The organism is Aeromicrobium sp., assembly GCF_023146395.1.
Classification (GTDB): domain Bacteria; phylum Actinomycetota; class Actinomycetes; order Propionibacteriales; family Nocardioidaceae; genus Aeromicrobium.
In genome coordinates, this window is record NZ_JAGLCD010000008.1 from 1 (window position 1) to 26699 (window position 26699).

The 26699-nt window shown below is 69.0% G+C and carries 26 protein-coding genes, 3 tRNA genes and 1 pseudogene; 4 read left to right on the forward strand and 26 right to left on the reverse strand.

What is annotated here, in order from left to right; translation table 11 throughout:
- From KAG51_RS06615 to KAG51_RS06715, 21 genes and pseudogenes are all read right to left on the reverse strand, one after another.
- Window positions 1–1045: pseudogene (locus tag KAG51_RS06615) on the reverse strand (DNA-directed RNA polymerase subunit beta'); the annotation flags it as partial.
- An 86-nt stretch (window positions 1046–1131) separates the two neighbouring features.
- Window positions 1132–4617: a DNA-directed RNA polymerase subunit beta gene (rpoB, locus tag KAG51_RS06620; RefSeq protein ID WP_290581909.1), complete on the reverse strand. Its 3486-nt coding sequence runs from the start codon at window positions 4615–4617 to the stop codon at window positions 1132–1134.
- 275 nt (window positions 4618–4892) lie between these two features.
- A complete protein-coding gene (locus KAG51_RS06625; RefSeq protein WP_290581911.1) occupies window positions 4893–5765 on the reverse strand; it encodes a hypothetical protein in 873 nt (290 codons plus the stop codon).
- On the reverse strand, window positions 5762–6292 hold the full coding sequence (locus tag KAG51_RS06630) for a hypothetical protein (RefSeq protein ID WP_290581913.1): 531 nt from the start codon (window positions 6290–6292) through the stop codon (window positions 5762–5764). The genes KAG51_RS06625 and KAG51_RS06630 overlap by 4 nt, the downstream gene beginning before the upstream one ends.
- Before the next feature lie 38 nt (window positions 6293–6330).
- Window positions 6331–7542, reverse strand: coding sequence for an MlaD family protein (locus KAG51_RS06635; protein WP_290581915.1), 1212 nt, complete (start codon window positions 7540–7542; stop codon window positions 6331–6333).
- Window positions 7539–8906, reverse strand: coding sequence for an MCE family protein (locus tag KAG51_RS06640; RefSeq protein ID WP_290581917.1), 1368 nt, complete (start codon window positions 8904–8906; stop codon window positions 7539–7541). Before KAG51_RS06640 ends, KAG51_RS06635 begins: the two co-directional genes overlap by 4 nt.
- Window positions 8903–10138 carry an MCE family protein gene (locus tag KAG51_RS06645; protein WP_290581919.1) on the reverse strand — a complete coding sequence of 412 codons (1236 nt, stop codon included), beginning with the start codon at window positions 10136–10138 and terminating at the stop codon, window positions 8903–8905. The genes KAG51_RS06640 and KAG51_RS06645 overlap by 4 nt, the downstream gene beginning before the upstream one ends.
- Complete coding sequence (locus KAG51_RS06650) at window positions 10135–11112, reverse strand: MCE family protein (RefSeq protein ID WP_290581920.1); 978 nt, start codon at window positions 11110–11112, stop codon at window positions 10135–10137. The genes KAG51_RS06645 and KAG51_RS06650 overlap by 4 nt, the downstream gene beginning before the upstream one ends.
- 2 nt (window positions 11113–11114) lie before the next feature.
- Complete coding sequence (locus KAG51_RS06655) at window positions 11115–12179, reverse strand: MlaD family protein (protein ID WP_290581922.1); 1065 nt, start codon at window positions 12177–12179, stop codon at window positions 11115–11117.
- Complete coding sequence (locus KAG51_RS06660) at window positions 12176–13558, reverse strand: MCE family protein (RefSeq protein ID WP_290581924.1); 1383 nt, start codon at window positions 13556–13558, stop codon at window positions 12176–12178. Before KAG51_RS06660 ends, KAG51_RS06655 begins: the two co-directional genes overlap by 4 nt.
- Window positions 13559–13564: 6 nt before the next feature.
- The gene (locus tag KAG51_RS06665) at window positions 13565–14410 is read right to left on the reverse strand and encodes an ABC transporter permease (RefSeq protein WP_290581926.1); all 846 of its coding nucleotides are present in this window, start codon (window positions 14408–14410) and stop codon (window positions 13565–13567) included.
- Window positions 14410–15129 carry an ABC transporter permease gene (locus tag KAG51_RS06670; protein WP_290582488.1) on the reverse strand — a complete coding sequence of 240 codons (720 nt, stop codon included), beginning with the start codon at window positions 15127–15129 and terminating at the stop codon, window positions 14410–14412. Before KAG51_RS06670 ends, KAG51_RS06665 begins: the two co-directional genes overlap by 1 nt.
- Window positions 15130–15182: 53 nt before the next feature.
- Window positions 15183–16142, reverse strand: coding sequence for an ABC transporter ATP-binding protein (locus KAG51_RS06675; protein ID WP_290581927.1), 960 nt, complete (start codon window positions 16140–16142; stop codon window positions 15183–15185).
- Between the two features lie 307 nt (window positions 16143–16449).
- Complete coding sequence (rplL, locus tag KAG51_RS06680; RefSeq protein WP_290581928.1) at window positions 16450–16845, reverse strand: 50S ribosomal protein L7/L12; 396 nt, start codon at window positions 16843–16845, stop codon at window positions 16450–16452.
- Between the two features lie 64 nt (window positions 16846–16909).
- Window positions 16910–17533, reverse strand: coding sequence for a 50S ribosomal protein L10 (gene rplJ / locus KAG51_RS06685; protein ID WP_290581930.1), 624 nt, complete (start codon window positions 17531–17533; stop codon window positions 16910–16912).
- A 516-nt stretch (window positions 17534–18049) separates the two neighbouring features.
- The gene (gene rplA / locus KAG51_RS06690; protein ID WP_290581932.1) at window positions 18050–18766 is read right to left on the reverse strand and encodes a 50S ribosomal protein L1; all 717 of its coding nucleotides are present in this window, start codon (window positions 18764–18766) and stop codon (window positions 18050–18052) included.
- A 115-nt stretch (window positions 18767–18881) separates the two neighbouring features.
- Entirely contained in the window at window positions 18882–19313 is a 432-nt protein-coding gene (rplK, locus tag KAG51_RS06695; RefSeq protein ID WP_290581934.1) for a 50S ribosomal protein L11, read from the reverse strand.
- 125 nt (window positions 19314–19438) lie between these two features.
- Window positions 19439–20230 (reverse strand): transcription termination/antitermination protein NusG, encoded by a 792-nt coding sequence (gene nusG / locus KAG51_RS06700; RefSeq protein WP_300234071.1) that lies wholly within the window; start codon window positions 20228–20230, stop codon window positions 19439–19441.
- 13 nt (window positions 20231–20243) lie between these two features.
- Window positions 20244–20471: a preprotein translocase subunit SecE gene (gene secE, locus KAG51_RS06705; RefSeq protein ID WP_290581936.1), complete on the reverse strand. Its 228-nt coding sequence runs from the start codon at window positions 20469–20471 to the stop codon at window positions 20244–20246.
- Between the two features lie 140 nt (window positions 20472–20611).
- Window positions 20612–20684: transfer RNA gene (locus tag KAG51_RS06710), tRNA-Trp, on the reverse strand.
- Window positions 20685–20849: 165 nt separating this feature from the next.
- The gene (locus tag KAG51_RS06715; protein WP_290581937.1) at window positions 20850–21347 is read right to left on the reverse strand and encodes an NINE protein; all 498 of its coding nucleotides are present in this window, start codon (window positions 21345–21347) and stop codon (window positions 20850–20852) included.
- A gap of 172 nt (window positions 21348–21519) precedes the next feature.
- Between KAG51_RS06715 and KAG51_RS06720 the strand changes: the two genes are divergently transcribed.
- The 4 genes from KAG51_RS06720 to KAG51_RS06735 are packed head-to-tail and all read left to right on the forward strand — an operon-like array spanning window position 21520 to window position 23983.
- The gene (locus KAG51_RS06720; protein WP_290581938.1) at window positions 21520–22011 is read left to right on the forward strand and encodes a hypothetical protein; all 492 of its coding nucleotides are present in this window, start codon (window positions 21520–21522) and stop codon (window positions 22009–22011) included.
- A complete protein-coding gene (locus KAG51_RS06725; protein ID WP_290581940.1) occupies window positions 22008–23057 on the forward strand; it encodes an adenosine deaminase in 1050 nt (349 codons plus the stop codon). The genes KAG51_RS06720 and KAG51_RS06725 overlap by 4 nt, the downstream gene beginning before the upstream one ends.
- Window positions 23054–23422 carry a hypothetical protein gene (locus KAG51_RS06730; protein WP_290581942.1) on the forward strand — a complete coding sequence of 123 codons (369 nt, stop codon included), beginning with the start codon at window positions 23054–23056 and terminating at the stop codon, window positions 23420–23422. The genes KAG51_RS06725 and KAG51_RS06730 overlap by 4 nt, the downstream gene beginning before the upstream one ends.
- Window positions 23423–23476: 54 nt before the next feature.
- Window positions 23477–23983 (forward strand): DUF4190 domain-containing protein, encoded by a 507-nt coding sequence (locus KAG51_RS06735; RefSeq protein WP_290581944.1) that lies wholly within the window; start codon window positions 23477–23479, stop codon window positions 23981–23983.
- Between the two features lie 10 nt (window positions 23984–23993).
- Here the strand turns inward: KAG51_RS06735 and KAG51_RS06740 are convergent, their stop codons facing one another.
- From KAG51_RS06740 to KAG51_RS06760, 5 genes are all read right to left on the reverse strand, one after another.
- Window positions 23994–25013: a UDP-N-acetylmuramate dehydrogenase gene (locus tag KAG51_RS06740; RefSeq protein ID WP_290581946.1), complete on the reverse strand. Its 1020-nt coding sequence runs from the start codon at window positions 25011–25013 to the stop codon at window positions 23994–23996.
- Between the two features lie 173 nt (window positions 25014–25186).
- Window positions 25187–25357: a 50S ribosomal protein L33 gene (gene rpmG, locus KAG51_RS06745; RefSeq protein WP_007078674.1), complete on the reverse strand. Its 171-nt coding sequence runs from the start codon at window positions 25355–25357 to the stop codon at window positions 25187–25189.
- A 49-nt stretch (window positions 25358–25406) separates the two neighbouring features.
- A tRNA-Met gene (locus KAG51_RS06750) sits at window positions 25407–25480 on the reverse strand.
- 50 nt (window positions 25481–25530) lie between these two features.
- Window positions 25531–25603: transfer RNA gene (locus KAG51_RS06755), tRNA-Thr, on the reverse strand.
- A gap of 54 nt (window positions 25604–25657) precedes the next feature.
- A complete protein-coding gene (locus tag KAG51_RS06760; RefSeq protein WP_290581951.1) occupies window positions 25658–26695 on the reverse strand; it encodes a quinone-dependent dihydroorotate dehydrogenase in 1038 nt (345 codons plus the stop codon).
- Between the last annotated feature and the right edge of the window lie 4 nt (window positions 26696–26699).

The following is a 26699-nucleotide window of genomic DNA, read 5'->3' on the forward strand; positions in this document are numbered from 1 at the left end:
TGATGACGCGGCGGTACAGGTCGTTGAGGTCCGACGTCGCGAACCGGCCACCGTCGAGCTGGACCATGGGACGCAGCTCCGGCGGGATCACCGGGACGGCGTCCAGGACCATGCCGGACGGGTGGTTGCCGGAGGCGCGGAACGCCTCGACGACCTTGAGGCGCTTCAGGGCGCGCGTCTTGCGCTGGCCCTTGCCCGTGGCGATGATCTCCTTCAGCACCTCGGCCTCGGCATCGAGGTCGAAGTCCTGCAGGCGACGCTGGATCGCGGCGGCACCCATGTACCCCTCGAAGTACGCGCCGAAGCGGTACGTCATGTCGCGGTACAGCATCTCGTCGCCCTCGAGGTCCTGGACCTTGAGCTTGGTGAAGCGGTCCCAGACCTCGTTCAGGCGGTCGAGCTCGCGGTCGAAGCGCGTGCGGATCGCCTTCTCCTCGCGCTCCGCGGCGTCCTTGACCTTGCGCTTGGCATCGGCCTTGGCGCCCTCGTCCTCGAGGGCCTTCAGGTCCTCCTCGGCCTTGCGGCCACGATCGGCCAGCGCCGTGTCACGACGGTTCTCGATCTGCTCACGCTCGAGCCCGATCTTGGCCTCGAGCGACGACAGGTCACGGTGGCGCGCCTCCTCGTCGACCCGGGTGATCATGTAGGCCGCGAAGTAGATGACCTTCTCGAGGTCCTTCGGCGCGAGGTCGAGCAGGTAGCCCAGGCGGCTCGGGACGCCCTTGAAGTACCAGATGTGCGTGACGGGCGCGGCGAGCTCGATGTGGCCCATGCGCTCGCGACGGACGTTGGAGCGCGTGACCTCGACGCCACAGCGCTCGCACACGATGCCCTTGAAGCGGACGCGCTTGTACTTGCCGCAGTAGCACTCCCAGTCCCGGGTGGGACCGAAGATCTTCTCGCAGAACAGGCCGTCGCGCTCGGGCTTGAGCGTGCGGTAGTTGATGGTCTCCGGCTTCTTGACCTCGCCGTGGGACCAGTGACGAATGTCGTCAGCCGTCGCGAGCCCGATCTTGAGCCGGTCGAAGTTGTTGACGTCGAGCACGTTGTCTTCTCTCCGTGGAGTCTGAAAATTCACAAGTTGATCAGCGGGGGGTGCGGGGACCGGCCCGGAGGCCGGTCCCCCACTCCTCAGAGGTCGTCGACCGAGGACGGCTCACGACGCGAGAGGTCGATGCCGAGCTCGTCCGCAGCGCGGAACAGCTCGTCCTCGGCGTCACGCATGTCGACCTGCTGGCCGTCGGCCGAGAGCACCTCGACGTTGAGGCACAGCGACTGCATCTCCTTCACGAGCACCTTGAAGGACTCGGGGATGCCGGGCTCGGGCACGTTCTCGCCCTTGACGATCGCCTCGTAGACCTTGACGCGGCCAGCGATGTCATCGGACTTGATCGTCAGGAGCTCCTGCAGCGCGTACGCGGCGCCGTAGGCCTCCAACGCCCAGACCTCCATCTCACCGAAGCGCTGGCCACCGAACTGGGCCTTACCGCCGAGCGGCTGCTGGGTGATCATCGAGTACGGGCCGGTCGAGCGCGCGTGGATCTTGTCGTCGACCAGGTGGTGCAGCTTCAGCATGTACATGTAGCCCACGCTGATCGGGTCCGGGAAGGGCTCGCCGCTGCGACCGTCGAAGAGCTGGGCCTTGCCGTGGCCGTTGACCAGGCGCACCCCGTCACGCGTGGGCGTGGTGGACTGCAGCAGCCCGGAGACCTCGTCCTCGCTCGCACCGTCGAACACCGGAGTGGCGACGTGGCTGTTCGGCGGGGCCTCGGACAGACCGATCTTCGCCAGGCTCTTGGCCCACTCGGCGGTCTTCTCGTCGACCTTCCAGCCGGTCTTGGCGATCCAGCCCAGGTGCATCTCGAGCACCTGGCCCACGTTCATGCGGCCGGGGACACCGAGCGGGTTGAGCACGATGTCGACGGGCGTGCCGTCCTCGAGGAACGGCATGTCCTCGACCGGGAGGATCTTGGAGATGACGCCCTTGTTGCCGTGCCGGCCGGCCAGCTTGTCGCCGTCGCTGATCTTGCGCTTCTGCGCGACGTAGACGCGGACGAGCTGGTTGACGCCGGGGCTGAGCTCGTCACCCTCGGACGCGTCGAAGACGCGCACGCCGATGACGGTTCCGGACTCACCGTGCGGCACCTTGAGCGAGGTGTCGCGCACCTCGCGCGCCTTCTCGCCGAAGATCGCGCGCAGCAGGCGCTCCTCGGGGGTCAGCTCGGTCTCGCCCTTGGGCGTGACCTTGCCGACGAGGATATCGCCGTTGCCGACCTCGGCGCCGATGCGGATGATGCCGCGCTCGTCGAGATCGCTGAGCATCTCCTCGGAGACGTTCGGGATGTCCCGGGTGATCTCCTCCGGCCCCAGCTTGGTGTCGCGCGCGTCGACCTCGTGCTCCTCGATGTGGATCGAGGTCAGGAGGTCGTCCTGCACGACGCGCTGGGAGAGGATGATCGCGTCCTCGTAGTTGTGGCCCTGCCACGGCATGAACGCCACGAGCAGGTTGGTGCCGAGCGCCATCTCACCCTCGTCGGTGCACGGCCCGTCGGCCAGCGGCGTGCCGACCTCGACCCGCTGCCCCGCGGCGACCAGCGGACGCTGGTTGGTGCAGGTGCCCTGGTTGGAGCGACGGAACTTGGCCAGGCGGTACGTCGTGTACGTGCCCTCGTCCTCGGCGACCTCGACCAGGTCGGCCGAGACCTCCTTGACGACACCGGCCTTCTTGGCCACCGTGACGTCGCCGGCGTCGACGGCGGCACGGAACTCCATGCCGGTGCCGACGAGCGGGGCGTGGCTGCGGATCAGCGGGACGGCCTGACGCTGCATGTTCGAGCCCATCAGGGCGCGGTTGGCGTCGTCGTGCTCGAGGAAGGGGATCAGCGCGGTCGCGACCGAGACCATCTGGCGCGGCGAGACGTCCATGTAGTCGACCTCGGCGGCCGGCCGCAGCTCGGCCTCACCGCCGCGCTGGCGGACCAGCACGGCCGCGTCGACGAAGGAGCCGTCGTCGGCCAGCGGCGAGTTCGCCTGGGCGATGATGAAGCGGTCCTCCTCGGTCGCCGTCAGGTAGTCGACGGTCGTGCTGACCTTGCCGTCGATGACCTTGCGGTACGGGGTCTCGACGAAGCCGAACGGGTTGATGCGTCCGTACGAGGCGAGCGAGCCGATCAGGCCGATGTTCGGGCCCTCGGGGGTCTCGATCGGGCACATGCGGCCGTAGTGCGACGGGTGGACGTCGCGGACCTCGTAGCCGGCGCGCTCGCGCGACAGACCGCCCGGGCCGAGGGCCGACAGACGCCGCTTGTGCGTCAGCCCCGCAAGCGGGTTGTTCTGGTCCATGAACTGCGACAGCTGGCTCGTGCCGAAGAACTCCTTCAACGCCGCCACGACCGGGCGGATGTTGATGAGCGTCTGCGGCGTGATGGCCTCGACGTCCTGCGTGGTCATGCGCTCACGCACGACCCGCTCCATGCGCGCCAGGCCGGTGCGGAGCTGGTTCTGGATCAGCTCGCCGACCGTGCGCATGCGGCGGTTGCCGAAGTGGTCGATGTCGTCCTTCTCGACCAGGGTCGGTCCGGCCGGCATCTCGATCTCGGTCTCGCCGGCGTGCAGCGCGACGACGTACTTGATCGTGGCGACGATGTCGTCGACCGTCAGCGTCTGCTGGTCGAAGGCCTCGGCCGTGCCGAGCTTCTTGTTGATCTTGTAGCGACCGACCTTGGCCGTGTCGTACCGCTTCGGGTTGAAGTAGTAGTTCTCGATCAGGGTCTGCGCGGCCTCGCGGCTCGGCGGCTCGCCGGGACGCAGCTTGCGGTAGAGGTCCAGGAGCGCCTCGTCCTGGGTGTGCGCGTTGTCCTTCTCGAGCGTCGCGCGGATGGAGTCGTACTGGCCGAACTCCTCCAGGATCTGCGCCTCGGACCAGCCGAGGGCCTTGAGCAGGATCGTGACGCTCTGCTTGCGCTTGCGGTCCAGGCGGACGCCGACCAGGTCGCGCTTGTCGATCTCGAACTCCAGCCACGCACCGCGCGACGGGATGACGCGCGCCGTGTAGATGTCCTTGTCGGACGTCTTGTCGGCGGTGCGCTCGAAGTACACGCCCGGGGACCGGACGAGCTGGCTGACCACGACACGCTCGGTGCCGTTGATGATGAAGGTGCCCTTGTCGGTCATGAGCGGGAACTCGCCCATGAAGACCGTCTGGCTCTTGATCTCGCCGGTCTCGTTGTTCATGAACTCGGCCGTGACGAACAGCGGCGCGGCGTACGTGACGTCGCGGTCCTTGCAGTCCTCGACGGAGTACTTGGGCGGCTCGAAGCGGTGGTCCCGGAACGACAGGCTCATCGTCTCGGAGAAGTCCTCGATCGGACTGATCTCCTCGAAGATCTCCTCCAGGCCGCTCTTGCCGGAGACATCGGTGCGACCCGCGGCCAGGTCGGCTTCGACCCGAGCCTTCCAGGTGTCGTCACCGATGAGCCAGGCGAAGCTCTCGGTCTGAAGGGCCAGGAGCTCGGGAACCTCGAGAGGCTCCGAGATCTTGGCAAAGGAAAGTCGACGCGAGGTCGAGGTGACAGACTGGGCTGACGTCTTCTGGGCGACAGTGCGCGAGGCGGCCAAGAGAAGTCCTTCCGAAGGCTCGCAGGCGGATGGCTCTGAGTAGTGCTCTGGGCGCACGCCAAACCGACCCCGTCAAGGGTCTGCCACCCGGAAGTGGGCATGGCAAGGCGAGCGCGAAGATTCAGTGTAACTCGCCGTGGCCCACCGACGCAAGCCCGGTGCTTGACATCTCAGGTTTCATACAGCATTCTGTGCGCCGCACATCACGATCACGGCCGATACAGGCCGATATTCCGGTCCATTCGACGGTCTGGGCGTGTCCTGCCTTCGGCGCGTCAGGAGCCGATGTAGGCGATCGAGCCGACGAGCCAGCGACCGTCCTGCTCGACCATGTCGACGCGGAGGCGCTGCGGGGTGACGGTGGGCTCCTGCAGGTTCGCGGTGAGCGTGACCTTGTCGATCACGACCAGGACCGACGCCTCACCGGCCGGGCACTCCCCCTGGCAGGTCTCGGTGGCGGCGGCCTGCACCGTGGTCTGCACCTGGACCTGCGCGGTGGGCGCCTGCTCGCGCAGCGCCGCGATGCTCGGCTCCAGCTCGTCGGTGACGTAGGTGTCGGTCAGGAGTCCGTCGACCCCCGCCTCGTAGGCGTCGAGGTCGCGGTAGTCGAAGCTCAGGACCTTCTCGACCGCCGTCGCCGCGGCGTCGGCGGCCTCCTGCGCCTGGCTCTGGCTGAGCGGCGCCTCGCGCTGCATCTGCCAGTAACCGACACCTGCAGCGGCGACACCGAGCAGCAGCACGAGCACCGGCAGCGCGGCCCGGAGGTTGGGTCGACGGCGTCCCTCGGAGGCGGAGTCCTCCTGTGACGCCGCGTCATCGCGGGCGTCGACCGCCGGATCGGGCGTGGAGACCGCGGGACGTGCGGGACGGGCGGGGCGTCGCACCGCCGGGGTGGCCGGGGCGACGTCGGTCTGGCGGCCGACGACCTTCGTGTCGTCACGATCACGCTTCTTGTCCTCGCGATCGCGCTTCTTGTCCTCGCGATCGCGCTTCTTGTCCTCGCGATCGCGGCGTGGCGCAGCGGGCTTGGGGGTGGGCACGACGGGCCGGGCCGGGACCGCCTTGCGTGCCTGCGGCTTCGCGGGCGTGGCGCCGGGCTTGTTCTCCCCCGCGATCCTGCGCCGACGCGGCGGCTGCTGCCCGCTCACGGGGTGACCTCGGGGCTCGGCGTGGCGCCGCTGCCGTCGGTCGGTGCACCGACCGAGGCCTCGACCTGCGGGATCTCGGCAAGATCGCTGGCGACCCACGATGACCCCGAGCGCGCGAGGTCGACGATGACCCTGCTCGCGACGGTAGACGGATCTGTCGCGGCCGTGTCGACCACGAAGGTGAACGTGACGACCACGGCGGCGGAGTCCGCGTCCATCTGGGTGACGCCGGTGGACGTGACCACGACACCGCTGAAGCTGACCTGCGAGGCGACGAGCCCCTCCTCGGCCTCGTCGAGCTGATCGAGGAACGTCTGCTCGAACTCATCGGTGACGAGCTCGCCCACGCGCGCGCGGTAGTCGTCGAGGTCGTCGGCGGAGTAGGTGTTGAACGAGGTCACGAAGTCGCTGGCGACCGACTCGGCCGACTTGGCATCCGCGGACCAGCCGTCGGAGCCGACCGCCGGCAGCACGAAGGCCATGACGACGCCGGCGACCAGACCCAGCAGACCCAGGGCGTACGCCACCGTGGTCCTGGTCGATCGCCCGGTCGCCCGGGCGGACGTCACCGGCCTGTTCCGAGCAGCAGCCACTCCAGATCGCCCTTCCCGTCCGCGGTCGGGACCACGGTACGGGACAGCTCCGCCTGGGTCGCGCCACGGGGGACGAGGTTCGGGTCGGTGCACCCGAGCTCGGGGTTGAAGATCTCCTGACCGAGCGCGTCGACGTCCGAGACGTCCGCCGGCAGGCGGACGTCGCGGTAGCCCACGTTCGGACCCTCGCAGAGCGTGAACCCGCCCGGCAGCGGAGCCGGCAGTCCGAGGACGTTGCCGAATGCGGCGTTGTACTCACCGTCCGGCGTCGGCGTCGCCACCGTGAACGCGCCCTGGATCAGGTACGGGTACAGCAGGAACAACGTCTGCAGACCGACGACGTTCTCGTCGAGGATCCGGACGGGCCCCTGGAGGTTCGCCAGGACCGAGCTCAGGTCGGCCGAGTTCTCGCTCACGACGGCATTGATGGTCTGGGCCGCACCCGAGCCGTCGTCGATCAGGGCGCGCAGGTCGCCGTCGGACGTGACCAGCGTGTCGGTGAACAGCGCGAGGTCGCTCGCGAAGGACTGGATCTGGCTGCCCTTGTCGATCTGCGTCTGCAGCACGGTGCTGGAGGAGTTGATCAGGCTGCGCGTGACGTCGATGTTGTCCTGGGCCTGCTGCACGAGGTCGGCGGTCGAGTCGAGGATCTCGCTCAGCGCGGGACCAGCGCCGTCGAACGCGGTGCCGAGCTCGGACACGACCGTGTTGAGGTCGTCGGTCGGGACCGACGACACGAACGCGTTGAGGTTCGTCAGCAACGTGCGCGTGTCGATCGGCACCTGGGTGTCGCCGACCTTGATGGTCGAGCCGGCCTTCAGGTAGGGAGCTCCCGAACCCTGGGGGCGCAGGTCGAGGTACTGCTCACCGATCGCGGACTTGTTGGCCACGACGGCCTGCGCGTCGGCCGAGATCCTCGGCGCCGAGTTCTCGATGTCCAGGGTGGCCTTGACGCCGTTGCTCGAGAACGTGAGCTTGTCGACGGTTCCCACCGCGATGCCGCGGTAGGTGACCTCGGCACCGGCGAAGATGCCGCCGGACTCGCTCAGCTCGACCGTGACCGGGAAGGTCCGGTCGACCACCAGACGGTCGATCTGGGCGTACTTCGCGCCCACGTAGCTCACGCCGATCACCGTGACGAGCACGAACATCAGGAGCTGGATCTTGGTCAGACGGCTGATCATGCGGAGGCCTCCCAGTCGAGCAGTAGGGCCGACAGGTCCGACGGACCCGTGGAGGTCGTGACGGTCGTGCGGCAGAGCAGGCCCGGCAGCAAGCACGTCGGCGCCGGTGCGGCCCCGGACGGCGTGGCCGAGGGCGCTGCACCCGGGTCTGCCGTGGCCCCCGGTGCCGGCGCCGTCGAGGGCGCCGGGGCGCCACCGCTGAGCATCTGGACCAGACCGGTCAGCTGCTCGGTGCCGCCTCCGAGGTCGGTCTCCGACTGCGTCTCGCCCGTCAGCGGGGTGCCGCCGGCGGGGACCAGGAACCGGAACAGGTTGACCAACGACTCGGTGTCGAGGTCGATGTTGATGTTCAGGTTCAGGTAGTCACCGCCACAGCCGGCCGGCGTGTCCTTCAGGGGCACGTTGTCCGACGGACGCGGGCAGTACTGCTGGACCGCCGCCAGGGTGCCGCCCACCGCACTGTTCGGGAACGGGAACGACACGAACGTGCTGAAGTTCGCGACGAGGTCGTCGCCGGCCAGGGCGAGGTTCGACAGCAGGGGCTGCAGCGCCTGCAGGTTCGCGACGGTGTCCTCGCGCGAGGCCTGGATGACGCCCGTGGCCGTGTCGCCGAGGTTCTGCAGGGCGGTCGTGAGCGTGACGAGGTCGTCGCGCTGCTGGTCGAGCACCGTGAAGGCCTCGGGCAGGTTGTCGAGGGCCGACTCGATCGCGGAACGCTGGCCGTTGGCCGTGATCGCGAGGTTGTTGACCTTCTCGAGCGAGGTCAGCAGGGCGTCCTTGTTCTGGTCGATCTGCCCCAGGAACACCGTCGTGTTGTCGAGCAGCGCCTTGATGTCGGCCTCGTTGCCGGTGGTGGCCTTGTTGAGCTCGGTGACGATCGTGTTGACCTTGTCGAGACCGCCGTTGTTGAACAGCAGCGACGCAGCACCGAGCACCTCCTCGACCTCCGGGTTGCGACCCGACTGCTCGAGCGGGATCTCGTCGCCGTCGGACAGCTCGCCGGTGGCTCCGCTGGCCGGCGCCGAGAGCGACACGAACTTCTCGCCGAGGAGGCTGGTCTGGCGGATCGTGGCCTCGGCGTTGTCGGGCAGCTTCACGTCACCGTTGACCGTCACCACGACAACCGCGGTCCAGCCCTCGAGCTTGACCGACTTGACCCGGCCGACCGCGATGTCGTCGACCCGCACCGCACTCTGGGGCACGAGGTCGAGGACGTCGCGGAACTCGATCGTGACGTCATAGGGGTTGTCGCCGACATCGGCGCCGCCGGGGAGCGGAAGGTCGGTCGCGGTGACCGAACAGCCCGCGGTAACGACGAATGCGGCGAGGCCCGCCAGGAGCAGTCGCAGGTCGAGGCGCTTCACTGGGTGCCCCCCGTCAGGTACTGGGCCAGATCGGTGAGCTCCGGCAGCTGCGTCGTCGACGCCTCCGGTGCGGCGGCCGCCGGGTCCGTGGTGGGCTCGGTCCCGGCGCCACCCACGGGAAGGGCAGGCAGGCCACCGAAGATGGGCCCGAGGAGTCCGGTCAGCGTCGCACACAAGGTTCCTGGCATGTCGGGTGTCTGTTGCAGCACCGAGCAGACCGCCCGCGCCGGACCGCCCGGACCCGTGAGCAGCCCGAGCAGCGTGCCCGGGAGGTTCGCGTGGGTGTCGAGCGTGCCGTAGACCGGGTTGTACGCCACCGTGACGTTCGACAGCACGGTCGGCCCGGCGACCGCGATCTCACCGATCTCGGTCTCGCGGGCCGCGAGCACCTCCGCGAGCGACTTGAGGTTGACCACGTTGGCGCGCAGGGTGGAGCGGTTGTCGCTGACGAGCGACTCGACGCTGGTCAACGCGGTCGTCAAGGTCGAGAGCGTCGCTGCGAGGTCCTCGCGCTCGGTCTCGAGCACCTCGGCGACGGCCGCCGTGTTGTCGTTGAAGGACCGCACCGTGGCGTCGTTCTCCTCGAGCATCGAGACGAAGTCCTCGACCTGGCGCACACCGGCGAACAGCTCGTCGGAGTTGTCGCTCAGCGTGGTCGTGAACTGGCCGAAGTTCTTGAGGGTCTCGTTGAGCTGGGCACCCTGGCCCTCGAGCTGGGCGGCCGAGCTCGAGACCAGGTCGCTGAGGGCGCCATCGGCATTGGCCCCGTCCGGGCCCAGTGCCACGGTCAGGTCGTCGATCGACTCGTAGACCTGGTCGAGCTCGACGGGGACCGCCGTGCGGTCGGTGTCGAGGTGCGCGGCGTTCGCGAGCTTCTCTCCCCCGCTGTAGGCCGGGGCCAGCTGCACGAACCGGTCGCCGACGATCGCGGGCGACACGATGACGGCCTTGACGTCGTTCGGCAGGTCGACGTCGGAGTCGACCTCGATCGTGGCGCGGATGAACTCGCCCTTCGGCTCGAGCTCGGTGACCGTGCCCACCGGGACGCCCAGCACGCGGACCTCGGAGCCCTCGTAGAGCGACGTGGTCTGGGTGAAGTCGGCCGTGATGGTGCGATCGCTGCCGCCACGGTTGAAGACCAGCACGACCGCGGCGAAGAGCGCCACGACGACGAAGATCGCCAGGACCTTGCTCGCTCCAGCAAGACGCTGGGCGAAGGAGATGGGGCTCACGGTGCTCCTCCGGTCGACGGGAGGGACAGCGGAGTGCCGATCCCGAGGAGAACATCGAACCATGGTCCCGTGCCAAGTGCCTCCGAGAACAAGCCGAAGAACGCGGGTGACACACGCAGGAGCTCGTCGAGGCTCGCCTCGTTGCGCACCAGCGTGTCGGTGACGCTCTCCAGCTGCTCGAGGGCCGGCCTCAGGTCGTCACGCGTCGAGTCGACCAGGGCGGTCAGCTCGGTCGAGATCTGCTGCGTCGAGACGAGCAGCGTGTGGATCGCGTCGCGTCGCTGCACCACGGCGTCGAACAGCGTCGACGCGTCGGTGAAGAGCGTGTCGATCTCCGCGTTGCGGGCGGCCAGCGTGCCGGAGACGGTGTCGAGGCCCACCAGCAGGTCGTTGATCTGCTGGTCCCGGGCGGCCAGATTGGCCGACAGGTCGGACAGGCCCACGATGGCCTCCCCGAACTCGACGGTGGATCCGGCGGCGACCTCGCCCACCGTGGTGAGCGCCGTGGCCAGCTGTTCGGTGTCGATGGCGCCGGTGGTCTCGGCGAGGTCGGAGAAGGCCTGCACGACGTCGTACGGCGCCTGCGTGCGCACCAGCGGGATCGTCGCGTTCTCCTCCATGTCGCCCTTGCCCTGCGGCGTCAACGCCAGGTAGCTGGCGCCGAGGAGGGTACGGATGCGGATCGCCGCACTGGTCTGCGGACCGAAGCCCTCGCCCCCGGTGATCCGAAAGCCGACAAGGACCTTGTCGCCGTCGAGCTCGATCGAGTCGACCTTGCCGACCGTGACGCCCGCGACGCGGACCTCGTCGCCCGAACGGAGGCCACCGATCTCAGAGAACTCGGCCGTGTAGACGTCGCCGCCGCCGATGATCGGCAGACGATCGGCACGGAAGGCACCGAACAGCAACAGCGCGATGACGGCGAACCCGACGAGGCCGGTGATGGTGTGGTTGCGTTCACGGAACGGCTTCATGCTCACTCACCCCCCGGGATGATCTCGCGACCGCAGCGGTCGCCACCGATGTCGGGCAGGTTGAGCGGAAGCGCGGTGCCGGTGATCGGATCGGCGAGCGTCAGGTTGAGCCCACAGACGAAGAAGTTGAACTGGCTTCCTGCCGAGGCGGCATTGCTCAGCTTCTTCATCTTGATCGGCGTGATCTGCAGCTGCCGCTCGATCTCCCCCAGGTTGTCGCCGGCCGTCAGGGTCGACGTGAGCTCCCTCAGGGCCGTGACGTCGGCCGCCAGCGCCGGCGCACCCTCGTCGAGGAACGAGGCCGTCTCGGACGCGAGCGCCGAGATCGAGTCGATCGAGCCGAGGATCGCCTCGCGGTCGCCGTTGAGGCCGGAGACGAACTGCTGCAGCGTGACGATGGTCTGGTCGAGCTGCGTGTCGCGGTCGGCCACGATGTCCAGGGTCGTCGAGAGGTTGGTGATGACGTCTCCGATGAGCTGGTCGCGATCGGCCAGCGTCGAGGTGAGCGAGGCGGTCGTGCCGAGCAGGCTCTGCACGCTGCCGGCCTCCCCCTGCAGGACCTGGATGATCTCGAAGGCGAACTGGTTGGTGTCGTCGGGCGAGAGAGCCTCGAAGACCGGCTTGAAGCCGTTGAGCAGCACGTTGAGGTCGAGCGCGTCCGTGGTCTGGTCGTCCGGGATCGTGGCTCCAGGCTTGAGGACCTCGCTGCTGAGGCTCGGGTCCTGCGACAGCGCGAGGTAGCGCTGGCCGACGAGGTTGCGGAACTTCAACGTGGCGATCGTGTTCTGCGTGAGCGGACGATCGGCATCGACGCTGAAGGTGATCATCGCCTTGTCGCGGTCATGGACCTCGACGCTGCTGATCTTGCCCACCGCGACACCGGAGATGCGGACGTCGTCACCCTTGGCGACACCGGTGGCGTCGGTGAAGACGGCCTTGTACTCGTGCCCGTCGCGGAACAGGCCGTTGGCCAGCACCGACATCAGCAGGAGGGTCGCCAGGCCGGTGAAGGCCAGGAACAGACCGACCTTGACGGCCGCGGAGAACGCCTCACGATCCAACCTCATCGGACGGCCACCTCAGCTCCTTCGTACATCGTGCCCAGCAGGAGCGGTGCGAGGTCCGAGCTCGTCGACGGATCGAGACCGACGCTGCTCGTGACGAGGGTGTCGAGCATCGTCCACTCGTTCGCCACACCGGTGCGGTCGGCGCTGCCGGCGGGCGTGCCGTCAGCGCTGAAGAACTTGCCGTGGGGCGACTTCACACCCACGAGCTGGTAGAGCTCGGCCGCGCGGGGCGGACCCGGGTAGGGAGTCTCCTGGGGGAAGAGGTTGACCCCTTCGGCGAGCTGGTCGAGCTGCAGACAGGTCGGCTCGACGAGCGACGCGTTCTCGGCCGAGTTGGCCTCCTCGTAGGAGATGACCGGCTTTTCGTCGAGCGTGTACGGCGTCGGCATGCCGCCGCGAGTGGTCTCCGGGATGCCCGGCGTGATGATCTCCAGGTTGATATGGAGCGCGCCCCCGCGGAACAGACTGTCGAGTCGCGGCACGACCGTATCGAGTGCCGCCAGGAAGCACGGGAACGTGACCGAGTAGCGACCGGCCTGGTACAGACCACGCCGGCTGTTCGCGTTCAGGTCGATCAGGTCCTGGCCGCTCGTGGCGAAGAAGGTCGTGAGCGTGTTGGCGAGCGTCGTGGTGCTGGCCAGGAAGGACGTGAGCTGCGCGTCCTTCTCGACGATCGTGTTGCCGGTGACCACGGAGTTCTCGAGCACGCGCGCCAGGTCGGGCAGGGCCGCCGCGTAGACGTCGGACACCTCGCCGAGCGCGATGAGGTCGTCGACGGCCAGCGGGATGTCGGGGTTGATCTCGGTCAGGTACGCGTTGAGCTGGACCAGCGTGTCGCCGAGCTGCTCGCCCCGCCCCTCGAGCGCGGACGACACCGCGGTCAGCGTGTTGGAGAGATCGGCGGGCTCGACGGCCTCGAGGAGTCCGTAGAGGTTGTTGAGCACCTCTTCGAGCTCGATCGGCACCTCAGCCTTGGTGATGACGTCACCGGCCTCGAGCGAGTCCGTCGAGGTGATCGCCGGCGGGATGAGCGCGACGAACTTCTCACCGAACAGGGTCTTCGGGAGGATCTGGGCCGTGACACCCGCGGGGATGTCGCCGATGAGGTCCGGGTCCAGGCCGAGCGTGAGCTCGACGCCGTCGTCGGTGACCTTCTGGTCGGTGACCTCACCCACGATCATGCCGCGCAGCTTGACGTCGGCGGCCTGGGGCAGCTGGGAACCGGTCTTGCTGGTCTTCAGCGTGACGTCGTCGGTGCTGACGAACGTCTTGTTGAAGAAGGCGAAGGTGAGCCAGACGAAGAACAGCAGCATCGCGAGGAAGCCGATGCCTAGGATCTTCTTGACGGAGGGACGGTCGAGGGCAGCGGTACGAGGCATCGCGGTTCACCCGGCCAATCTGACGGTGACGGTCGTGCCCCAGATGGCCATCGAGGCCAGCAGGTCGACGACGTTCACGGCGACGATCGAGGTACGGACGGCCAGGCCCACGGCCACGCCCACGCCGGCAGGGCCGCCGGAGGCGTAGTAGCCGTAGTAGCAGTGGATCAGGATCACGACGACCGCGAAGATCAGCACCTTCGCGAACGACCACAACACGTCGGTGGGTGGCAGGAAGGTGTTGAAGTAGTGGTCGTACGTGCCGGTGCTCTGGCCGTAGATCTGGGTCACAGTCAGTCGTGTCGCGAAGTACGACGACAACAGGCCGACCATGTAGAGCGGGACGACGGCGATGAGGCCGGCGATGACCCGCGTCGTGACGAGGTACGGCAGCGACGGCACGGCCATGACCTCGAGCGCGTCGACCTCCTCGGAGATCCGCATGGCGCCCAGCTGCGCCGTGAAGCCGCAGCCCACGGTGGCGGCGAGCGCGATGCCGGCCACGATCGGGGCGATCTCGCGGGTGTTGAAGTACGCCGACACGAAACCGGAGAGCGCCGAGGTGCCCAGCTGGTCGAGGGCCGCGTAGCCCTGGATGCCGACCTCGGTGCCCGTGAAGAAGCACATCGCCGTGATGACGCCGACGGTGCCGCCCACCAGGGCCAGCGAGCCGGAGCCGAAGGTGACCTCGGCGAGCAGCCGCACGATCTCCTTGGAGTAGTTCTTGATCGCGCGCGGCACGTTGGCGATGACGCGGATGTAGAACGCCATCTGGCGTCCCATGTCGTCGAGGGCGCCGGACGGTTTCGAGGCCGCGGCGGAGACGCGTGAGCCGAGAGTCTTGTTCGCCATCACATTCCCTTCGGCGGGACGAGCTGCAGGTACAGCGCGGAGATGACGAAGTTCACGACGAACAGGAGCGTGAAGGTGATGACGACGGCCTCGTTGACCGCATCGCCCACGCCCTTCGGCCCGCCCTTGGCGTTCATGCCTTTGTACGACGCCACGATCGCGGCCAGGAATCCGAAGACGAGGGCCTTGGCCATGCCTTGGTAGATGTCCGGCAGCTGGGCGAGCGCCGTGAACGACGCGACATAGGCGCCCGGGGTGCCGTCCTGGAGGAGCACGTTGAAGACGTAGCCGCCGGCGACACCGACGATGCTGACGAGGCTGTTGAGGAAGACCGCGATCATCATGCACGCCAGGACGCGCGGCACGACGAGGCGCTGGATCGGGTCGATGCCCAGCACCATCATCGCGTCGAGCTCCTCGCGGATCTTGCGCGAGCCGAAGTCGGCCGCGATGGCCGATCCTGCGGCGCCGGCGATCAGCAGGGCCGTGGCGATCGGCCCGGCCTCACGGATGACGGCGAGGACCGCGGCGGAACCCGTGAACGACTGCGCGCCGAACTGCTTGATGAGTCCACCCACCTGCAGCGCGATGACCGCGCCGAACGGGATGGCCACGAGCGCCGTGGGGACGATCGTGACCCGGACGATGAACCAGGACTGGAGCAGGAACTCCCGCAGCTGGAACGGCCGGCGGAACAGTGCCACCAGCACGTCCATCATGAACGCGAACAGGCCACCAGCGACGCGCGCCGGGCCCGTGACGACCGAGATGCTCACGCACCGCCACCCGTCGGAACCGGAGCCTCGGACTCGAAGGAGCCGGGGGGTGGGGTGACCCCGTTGTCGCGGCACCACGCGCCCGGCTCACGCTGGGCCCGGCGCGGACGACCATCCGACGGGGACAGCTGCTCCGGGATCGGCGGCAGCGGCGGCATCTCGATGCCCGACTCCGAGGCGAGCTCGTCGGCGTCCTTCTCCTCGCTCATGCCGATCGGACCGACCCGCTGGGCGTTGAGGAACTGCGCCACGACCGGCTCGGTCGAGCTCAGCAGCATCTCGCGCGGACCGAACATCGCCAGATGCTTGTGATACAGCAGACCGATGTTGTCCGGCACCGTGCGGGCGGTGTTGATGTCGTGCGTCACGATCAGGAACGTCGCATCGATCTGCGCGTTCAGGTCGATGAACAGCTGATTGATGTACGCCGTGCGCACCGGGTCCAGACCCGAGTCCGGCTCGTCGATCAACAAGATCTCCGGCTCCAGCACCAACGCCCGAGCCAAACCCGCACGCTTGCGCATACCACCGGAGATCTCACCGGGAAGCTTGTTCTCGGCCCCCGTCAGACCCACCAGCTCCATCTTGTCCATCACGACCTGACGGATCTCGGACTCCGACTTCTTCGTGTGCTCCCGCAACGGAAACGCCACGTTGTCGTACAGGTCCATCGACCCGAACATCGCCCCGTCCTGGAACAACACCCCGAAGAGCTTGCGGATCTCGTACAGATCCTTCTCCGAACAGTTCGCGATGTCGGTGCCCTCGATCCACACATGCCCCTTGTCAGGCTTCAGCAGACCGATGATCGTCTTCAGGAACACCGACTTGCCCGTGCCCGACGGGCCGAGCATCACCGAGATCTCACCCGCAGGCAGCGACAACGTGACGTCGTTCCAGATCATCTGCGACCCGAACTTCTTCGTCAGGCCCTCGACCTTGACCTCAACACCCACGGTGTCCTCCTCGTTCGACCGACATCCACCACAGGGGCGACGGATCCAGGTCATCGTAGTGCAGTGTGACCGGGCGCACAGGACAACGAGGCCGCCTGACGCGAAGTTACGTCGCGGGATCGTCACTGCGAGTTACCGATCGCTGGGCGACTGTAACCGACGACACAGGCGAGCACCAAAAAGCGCGGCGTCCCGCCGTGCGGGGCGCCGCGCCGGAGCCCGCCGGACCGGGCCGGACCACGCATGACAAAGGCGCTCCTCCCGCACGCGGGAGGAGCGCCTTCAGCAGTGTGCTGGTGTCAGCAGGTCACTTGAGCGTGACGCTGGCGCCGGCGGCCTCGAGGGCCTCCTTCGCCTTGTCAGCGGTCTCCTTGTTGACCTTCTCCAGGACCGGCTTGGGCGCGCCCTCGACGAGATCCTTGGCCTCCTTCAGGCCGAGGCTCGTGAGCGTGCGCACCTCCTTGATGACCTGGATCTTCTTGTCGCCGGCCGACTCCAGGACGACGTCGAACTCGTCCTGCTCAGCGGCGGCGTCGTCGCCACCGGCAGCGGCGCCACCGGCCGCGGGGGCGGCAGCGACGGCGACCGGAGCGGCCGCGGTGACCTCGAAGGTCTCCTCGAAGGCCTTCACGAACTCGCTGAGCTCGATGAGGGTCAGTTCCTTGAATGCATCCAACAGCTCGTCAGTGCTGAGCTTCGCCATGGGGGGCGTCCTTTCCTACAGATGAGACCCCGAGGGCGGGGTCCCGATGGGTGATCGGGGCGGTTCAGCCCTCGGGGGTCGCGTCGTCGGTCGCGGCCTCGGGGGCCGCTTCCTCGGTCGCCGGGGTGGTGTCGGCGTCGGCCGCGACTGCGGCAGGCGCCTCGGCCGGGCTCTCCTCGGCCTTCTTCGCCTCGAGGGCTGCCACGAGGCGAGCCGTCTGGGCGAGCGGAGCGTTGAAGAGCGAGACCGCGTTCTGCAGGCTGCCCTTCATCGCGCCGGCCATCTTCGCGAGGAGGACCTCGCGCGACTCGAGGTCGGCCAGCTTCTTGATCTCGTCAGCGCTGAGCTGCTTCCCGTCGAGGAAGCCGCCCTTGATGACGAGGGGGGTGTTCGCCTTCGCGAAGTCGCGCAGACCCTTGGCCGTCTCGACCGGATCGCCCGAGATGAAGGCGATGGCGGTCGGACCGGTGAGGAGGGCGTCATCGATCTCGACGCCGGCCTCCTTGGCCGCGATCTTGGTCAGCGTGTTCTTGGCGACGGCATAGCTCGCCGTCTCACCGAGGAGGCGCCGCAGTTCCTGCAGCTGCTTGACGGTGAGACCGCGGTACTCGGTGAGCACAGCGCCGTTGGACTCGCGGAAGTTCTCCGCGAGCTCAGCGACCGCTGCAGCCTTGTCCGGGCGTGCCATGGGTCTCCTTCCAGCACATGTCAGTACCGAGGACCAGGTGAAGGGCCATGAAAAATGCGCCCCGCGCGAGGCACGGAGCGCATGGAAGCACGAGCTCTGCACCTGCGTGGGCCGCCACCAGGATCTCTCCTGGGGCACTTCGGGCGATCCGGGTGGATCACCGACCGACGGTCTTCGGCGGTGCCACTCTACGTCGCTGGGCCCCCCGGACCAAATCGGGCCTCAGGCGGCGTCGGCCGAGGCCGAGCGTCGTGACGAGGTGACCGACGCCAGCGGGGTCGTCGAGTTCTGCGGGTCGGGCCCGGGCGGTGGATTCGCCACCCTTGTGTGGTCGCACCAGCACGGGGCGGTGGAACTACCACCTTCTGGGGCGTCATACGGTGGATGATCCACCGCCCACGCGGTGATCGTCACCATTCGGTGGTGAATCCACCGCCTTCGGCCCAGACCGCGGCAGGACGCACGAGGGCCCGGCACCGCAGACGCGGTGCCGGGCCCTCGGGGCGAACGCGGGGCTCAGGCCTCGGTGTCGCTCGCGAAGTTGCGCGTGCGCGACGGGTCGACCCCGATACCGGGGCCGTTCGTCGTGGAGATCGTGACCTTCTTGACGTAGCGGCCCTTCGAGCTGGACGGCTTGAGACGCAGGATCTCCTCCAGCGCGGCGCCGTAGTTCTCAGCGAGCTGCTCGGCCGAGAAGGAGGCCTTGCCGATCACGAAGTGCAGGTTGGCGTGGCGGTCGACGCGGAACTCGATCTTGCCGCCCTTGATGTCGCCGACGGCCTTGGCGACATCGGTCGTGACGGTGCCGGTCTTGGGGTTCGGCATCAGGTTGCGCGGGCCGAGGACGCGGCCGAGACGACCGACCTTGCCCATCATGTCGGGCGTCGCGACGACGGCGTCGAAGTCGAGCCAGCCCTCGTTGATCTTGTCGACGAGCTCGTCGGCGCCGACGTGGTCGGCGCCGGCCTCACGCGCGGCGTCGGCGTTGGCGCCGGTGGCGAAGACCAGGACCCGGGAGGTCTTGCCGGTGCCGTGCGGCAGGTTGACGGTGCCGCGCACCATCTGGTCGGCCTTGCGCGGGTCGACACCCAGGCGGACGGCGACGTCCACGGTGGAGTCGTACTTCGTGCTGCCGGACTCCTTGGCGAGCGTCGTCGCCTGGAGCGGGGTGTGGAGCGTGTCCTTGTCGAACTTCTCGGCGACCGCGCGGTACGCCTTGCTGTGTTGTGCCATGGCTTCTTTCCTTGGTGTGCCAGGTGTGGTGCGGGTCCAGCGGACCCTCCCACGGTTTCGATACGCCCTGCTCGTTCCTCGCAGGGCACTCAACCACCGGGTGGTGGTGTGAGGATCAGCCCTCGACCGTGACGCCCATGGAGCGGGCGGTGCCCTCGACGATCTTGGCCGCGGCCTCGAGGTCGGTGGCGTTCAGGTCGGGGAGCTTGGTCGTGGCGATCTCACGGACCTGGGCGGCGGAGATCTTGCCGACCTTGTCGGTGTGCGGCGTGGCCGAGCCCTTCTGCAGGCCGGCGGCCTTCTTGATCAGCTCGGCAGCCGGCGGCGTCTTGGTGACGAAGGTGAACGAACGGTCCTCGTAGATCGTGATCTCGACGGGGATGACGTTGCCGCGCATGGACTCCGTGGCGGCGTTGTACGCCTTGCAGAACTCCATGATGTTGACGCCGGTCGGGCCGAGCGCGGTGCCGACGGGCGGCGCCGGGTTGGCCTGGCCGGCCTGCAGCTGCACCTTGACGACAGCGGTGACCTTCTTCTTGGGAGGCATGGTGGTGGGTCCTTGTGTTCTCTGTGGTGGTGCGGGGATTGAGTCGCGGCGGTTTCGATACGCCGCTCGTACCTCGCGGCTACTCAACCTCGATCACTGCGTGATCGACTTTGATCACTGCGTGATCAAACCTTCTGGATCTGGGTGAAGCTCAGCTCGACCGGGGTCTCGCGACCGAAGATCTCGACCAGCGCCTTGACGCGCTGGGCGTCGACGTTGATCTCGGTGATGGTCGCGTGCAGCGTCGCGAACGGTCCGTCGACGACCATGACGGAGTCACCCGTCTGGAAGTCCGCGAACTCGACCTTCGGGGCCTTCGTGGGCTGCTTGTCGGAGGTCTCGTCGGACGCCGTGGCGGCGACCTCGGCCTCCACCGCCGGGGCGAGCATCTGCTCGACCTCGGCGAGGCTCAGCGGAACCGGCTGGTGGGCGTTGCCCACGAATCCGGTGACCGACGGCGTGTGGCGGACGACGCCCCACGACTCGTCGGTGAGGTCCATGCGGACCAGGACGTAGCCGGGCAGGACGGTGCGCTTGACGAGCTTGCGCTGACCGTTCTTGATCTCGGCAACCTCCTCGGTGGGCACGACGACCTCGAAGATGTCGTCCTCGGCGTTGAGCGAGGTGATGCGGTTCTCGATGTTGGCCTTGACCCGCTTCTCCATGCCCGAGTACGTGTGCACGACGTACCAGTCGCCGATCTGGCTGTAGAGACGGTCGCGGAACTCCTGGAGCGGGTCGGAGGGAGCCTCCTCGGCGTCCTCGACCTCCTCGGCCTCGTCGGTCGCCTCGTCCGCGGGGACGGTGCCGTCGTCGGCAGCGTCGTCCGCGGTGTCGGCGACCACGCCCTCGGCGTCGACCTCGGGGACGTCGTGCTCCTGCACGTCGCCCGTCGTCATGTCTTCGCTCTCACTCACGTGAATTCTCGTCCTAACCGAAGATCTTGAACATCAGCTGACCGAACCCGAAGTCGAGTCCGGCCACGATCGCCATCATCACGAGCACGAACACGAGCACGACGACGAAGTACTGCGCGACCATGGGGCGCGTGGGCCACACGACCTTGCGCAGCTCGGCGATCACCTGACGGATGAAGGTCGCCGGGGAGGTACGGGCCTGCGCGGTGGGCGTCCGGCCGTCCTTGTCGCGATTGCTCACGATGCTCCTTCGTCAGTGGTCATGTGGGGGCTCGGGATGGGGATCCGGTGGCACCGGCGGTGCCACCGTGACGAGCGAACCAGCGCCCGTCTCGGTTTCGTACGTGGTGTCACGATGCGTCAGGCGTCGTGCGTACTGGGCACGGCACGAGGGACTTGAACCCCCAACCTTCGGTTTTGGAGACCGATGCTCTGCCAGTTGAGCTAGTGCCGTTCGGCGTGGTCCCCCGCCGCGCCGCCTGCGCGCGGGCATGACGAAACGATGTGAGATCTCACCGGAGGCCCCAGTGTACGGGGTGCGCGCACTCGGGGTCGAATCGAGTCCAGGTGCGCCGCGGGCCCGGCCTGGAGATCCAGCCCGGGCCCGAGACACGGCACGTCAGCGCGCGAGCGGACGACCCTGCGCGTCGCCCAGCTTGCCGATCGCGATGAGGATCAGGTCGATGAGCGACCAGATGCCACAGCCACCGAGCGTGATCAGCTTCAGGATGCCGAGGCCCGTGTAGCCCAGGTAGAAGCGGTCGACGCCAAGCCCTCCGAGCAGGACCGAGAGGATCAGGGCCGTGACGAAGCTCTTGTCGCTGACCGGGCCGTTGTACTGGCCCGGCTGGCCGTACGGCTGCTGCCCCGGGGCCGCGTAGCCCTGACCCGGGGCCGGGTAGGCGGGGGCCGCGGCCTGCGGGAAGGCGCCGGCGAGCTCGGGCATGGCCGAGGCGAGCACCCACTCGCCACCGTCGGCGCGGATGTGGCTGTTGGGCGTGATGTTGCCCGTGCCCGCGAACTGCGTGAGCTGGTCGAGCGAGTACGGGCCGTACTCGGTGCCGTTGACGTACGTGAAGTACTGGGTGCTGGGCGCGGTGCCCGGATCGGTGGTCATCTGGTGTTCTCCTCGAAGGACGCGGTGTGGGCCGGACAGCACTCTAGGTCAGGAGCGTCCCGTCGCGGAGACGTCGTGCACCCGAACTGGAGCGAGTCCGACACTTCGATGCACCCACGGGCCGGAATGTTCCCGCGCGGGCCGGCCGTGGCGGGCCCCCTAGGGTGGATCCATGAGCACCGCGAGCCCCCCACCGGTCGACGAGGCGCGCCAGTTCCGCGTGCTGGCCCTGGCTCTGGTGACGGCACCCCTGGTGGTCCTCCTGGCGGTCGCCTTCGCGGTCACGCCCGCGGAGGAGGATCTGCCCGTCGCGGTCGCCGCCGCCGCGATCGCCGTGGTCGCCGCCGGCTGGGTCCTGGCGCAGGTCCGGGGCTACCGCGTCGCTCCCCTGGCACCGGGGGAGGACCGTGCGACCGCCCTGGCCCGGTTTCGCGAGTCGATGGTGCTGCGCTTCGTCCTGACCGAGGCGCCGATCATCCTGGGGCTGGCGGCGGCGTTCGTGCTGCCGTACGGCATCTGGACCTACGCCGCGGTCCTGGTCGTCGGGCTTCCGTCCATGCTCCTCCACGTCTGGCCGTCACGCCGCGTCGTGGACCGGGTCGCGACCCGTCTGGAGTCCGGCGGCGTCCCGTCCGGCCTGCGCGAGACCTTCGGGCACCGATGAGACCCCTCCACGATCTTCCGAAGGCGCATCTGCACCTGCACTTCACGGGGTCCATGCGGCACTCGACCCTGCTGGAGCTGGCGCAGCGCGACGGCGTCAACCTGCCGCCCGCGCTCCAGGCGGAGTGGCCGCCGGAGCTGAGCGGCGCCGACGAGAAGGGCTGGTTCCGGTTCCAGCGGCTCTACGACGTCGCCCGCTCGGTGCTGCGGACCGAGGAGGACGTCCGCCGGCTGGTGCGCGAGGCCGCCGAGGACGACGTCGCCGACGGTGCGCGCTGGACCGAGATCCAGGTCGACCCCTCGGGGTACGGGGCTCGCTTCGGGGGCGTCACGGCGTTCACCGATCTCGTGATCGACGCCGTGCGCGAGGCCGAGCAGGCGACCGGTCTGTGCATGGGCGTCGTGATCGCGGCCAACCGGACCCGCCACCCGCTCGATGCGCGCACGCTCGCGCGGCTCGCGACGCAGTACGTCGACCGCGGGGTCGTGGGATTCGGCCTGTCCAACGACGAACGCCGCGGGGAGACCACCGACTTCGGCCGTGCCTTCCGGATCGCTGCCGACGCCGGGCTCGCGTCGGTGCCGCACGGCGGCGAGCTGCGCGGACCGGAGCACGTCACGACCTGCCTGGACCATCTCCATCCGCAACGGCTCGGCCACGGGGTCCGGGCCGCGGAGGACCCCCGCGTGCTGGACCGCGTGGTGTCCGAGGGCGTCGCGCTCGAGGTGTGTCCGGCGTCCAACGTCGCTCTCGGCGTCTACGCCACGGTCGAGGAGGTGCCGGTGCGTGAGCTCATGGCGGCGGGCGCCACGATCGCCCTCGGCGCCGACGACCCGCTGCTCTTCGGCACCCGGCTCGCGGGGCAGTACGCCCTGCTCCGGGCCGCGCAGGACTTCAGCGACGCCGAGCTCGCCGAGCTGGCCCTCGGGTCCTGGCGGGCCTCGCGGGCCCCGTCCGAGCTCGTCGCGAGGGCCGAGGCCGACGTGCGGACGTGGCTCGAGGCCGCCGCCGACTCCCCTCTCCCTGTGTCAGAGTTGAACCGATGAGCACGCCGACGTCCCCGCCTCCGGTGCCTCCCGCGCCGGCCTGGGCGCACCCCTGGCCGGCGCCGGCCCCGCCGCTGCCCGTCGTGCCGGGGTCCACGGCCGGTGTCGTGGTCGGCATCGTCGCCCTGGCCGGCGGTCTCGTGCTGCTGCTCCCCCTCGTGGTGGCCCCGATCGCGTGGTACCTCGGCGCTCGGGCCCATCGTCGGGCCGAGCGCGAGCCTGACCGGTGGCGTCCCGCCGGCACCGCGAGGACCGCCATGGTGCTCGGCATGGTCGGGTCCGGGATCCTGGCCGTCGTCTCGCTGCTGGCGGTCGTGATCGCGACGCTCACCTGGGTCGCGATCGCGACCCCGTCGCCCTACTAGACCGGGGACCGCTCCCCCAGGGCTCGGCGCCTGACCTCGTGGGATGCTCGTGCCATGAGCGATCCGACGCAGCAGCCGCCCTCGGACCCCTACCGGCCGCAGGACCCGTACCAGCCGCAGGCGCCCTACCAGGGCCCCGGAGGTCCGACACCGCCCCCGCAGGGGCCGTACGGCCAGCCGCAACCGCCCTACGGCCAGCCGCAGCCGATGTTCAGTCACGCCCCGACGCCGAACCACCCGCAGGCGACGACCGCCATGGTGCTCGGGATCATCTCGGTCGTCGGCGGCTTCATGTGCCTGGTGCCGCTGCTCGTGGCGCCCGTCGCCTGGATCATGGGCAGCAAGGCCGTCAAGGAGATCGACGCCTCCGGGGGCCGGCTCGGCGGCCGGGGCGAGGCCCAGACCGGCTTCATCACCGGCATCGTCGGGACCGTGCTCCTGGTCCTCGCCGTGATCGGCATCGTCCTGTTCGTCGTGCTCGTGATCGTGGCGGCCGACTCCAGCAGTGGTGGCGACTACTCCTACGACGCGCTGGCCGCGCTCGGGTCGATCGCGCGCTGACGCCGGGCGGTCAGAGCGCGCAGCCGACGAGGTTCGGCTCGGGCTCGAGCTCGATGCCGAAGCACGACCTGACCCCGGCGCGCACCTCACGCGCCAGGGCGAGCAGGTCGGCCGTGGACGCGCTGCCGCGGTTCGTCAGGGCCAGCGCGTGCTTGGTGGAGAGGCTCGCCTCCGTCGTGCCGTGACCACGCTCGAAGCCGGCCTGGCTGATGAGCCAGGCGGCGCTGGTCTTGACCGTGCCGTCGGGCTGGGCGAATCGAGGGGCGTCCTCGGGGAGACGGGCAGCGGCCGCTGGCGTCAGGACCGGATTGGTGAAGAACGAGCCGGCGCTCCACGTGTCGTGATCGGCGGGATCGAGCACCATGCCCTTGCCACGGCGGAGCGCCAGCACCGCCTCGCGCACCCGCACCGACGGCGCGCGCTCGCCCACCTCGACGCCCAGGGCGCGGGCGAGCTCGGCGTAGGCGACGGGTGCGCCGAGGGAGCCGAGGCGCAGCTGGAAGGTGACGTCGAGCAGGAGGTGGCGGTCGGGCTCGGTCTTGAAGCGGCTCGTGCGGTAGCCGAAACCGCACTGATCGGCCGTGAGCGTGCGGACGGCACCCTCGTGCCGGTCCCAGGTGCGGACCCGGATGATCGACTGCGCGACCTCCTGGCCGTAGGCGCCCACGTTCTGGACCGGCGTGGCGCCCACCGAGCCCGGGATGCCGGCGAGCGCCTCGATCCCGACCCACTCCTGCTCGACCGCGCGGGCCACGAGGCCGTCCCAGGACTCCCCGGCCGCGACGGTCACCGTGGCGCCGCTGCACGCGTCCTGGTCGACGACGACGCCTGAGGTGCGCACCAGCACGACGCGCCCGTCGAATCCGCCGTCGGCGACGACCAGGTTGCTGCCTCCCGCGACGAGGAGGACGGGAGTGCCGGCGGCATCGGCCTCACGGACGGCGTCGACGAGCTCGTCTGCGGTCGTGGCCTCGACGACCTCGCTGGCCGGGCCCCCGAGCCGCAGCGTGGTGACCTCCGACAAGCGCATGCGTCGAGCCTACCGACGCTCGCCCGTTGGCCGGTGAGTGCTCCACCGTCCCAGCGCTCGCACGGTGGATGACTCACCGCCCTGGGTGGAACACTCACCGCCCCCTCGCGGGGTGGACGACGAAGGCCCTCCCCGCCGGAGCGGGGAGGGCCTTCGGAGCGATGTGCTGGAGCTCAGCGCGTCTCGCGGTGCACCTGGTGCGTCTTGCAGCGCGGGCAGAACTTCTTGATGTCGAGACGATCGGGATCGTTGCGACGGTTCTTCTTGGTGATGTAGTTCCGCTCCTTGCACTCGGTGCAGGCAAGGGTGATCTTGGGGCGGACGTCGGAGCTCTTGCTGGCCACGGGAGTGCCTCAGTTCTGAATGGATCGATGACGTGCTGATGAAGTTCGGTAGCGGAGGCGGGTCTCGAACCCGCGACCTCACGATTATGAGTCGTGCGCTCTGACCAACTGAGCTACCCCGCCGGAGTTCGCGAGTCACCTCGCGAGGGGACCCGGTCGCGACCGGGATCCAGAGCCCCTTTACGGAATCGAACCGTAGACCTTTTCCTTACCATGGAAACGCTCTGCCGACTGAGCTAAAGGGGCAAGCCGACGACCCACCCTACAAGGTGATCGCCCGGATCCGAAATCGGGGGGTCGTCACCCTCGCGCACCCCCGGCAGCCGCAGCCAGCCGTGCCGGCCAGGCGGGGCCGCCGTAGATGAATCCCGTGTACGCCTGCACCAGGTCGGCACCCGCCGCAAGGCGTGCGGTGACGTCCTCCGGGGTCGTGACGCCGCCGACGCCGATGAGCGCCACGCGGTCGCCGACGCGCTCACGGAGCCGGCCGAGGACCTCGGTCGAGCGCCGCGCGAGGACGGGTCCGGAGAGCCCGCCCCCGCCCGCGGCCTCGACGGCGTCGCGGGGTGTCCGGAGCGACTCCGGGCGGGCGATCGTGGTGTTGGTCGCACTGATCCCGTCGAGCCCGAGCTCGAGCGCCAGGTCGGCGACCGCGTCGACGTCGACGTCGGCCAGGTCGGGGGCGATCTTGACCACGAGGGGGACGCGGCGCCCGTGGTTCGCCTCGGTCACGCCCCGGACGGCGGCGAGGATCGGGCCGAGCTGCTCGACGGCCTGGAGGTCGCGCAGGCCGGGCGTGTTGGGGCTCGAGACGTTGACCACGAGGTAGTCGGCGAAGGGAGCCAGCAGTCGGGCGGAGTCGACGTAGTCGGTCACGGCGTGCTCCGGCGGCACGATCTTGGTCTTGCCGATGTTGACGCCGATCACGGCTCGGCGGCCGGCCGCCGAGCGGCGGAGCCGGTGCAGCCGGGCGGCGACCACGGCAGCGCCGTCGTTGTTGAAGCCCATGCGGTTGACGACGGCGCGGTCGTCGACGAGCCGGACGAGGCGGGGACGGGGGTTGCCCGGCTGCGGCTGGGCCGTCACGGTGCCGATCTCGACGTGGCCGAACCCGAGCGCGGTCAGCCCCAGGACGCCTCGGGCGTTCTTGTCGAAGCCGGCCGCGAGGCCGAAGGCGTGCGGGAACTCGACGCCCATGACGGTGCGCGGGGCCGGCGGGACACGGACCAGTGCCCCGGCGGCACGGCCGCCGAGGCGGATCGCGCGGAAGGCCTGCTCGTGCGCCAGCTCGGGATCCATGCGGGCGAACACCTGGCGGAACAGCGCGTCGTAGACCACGGTC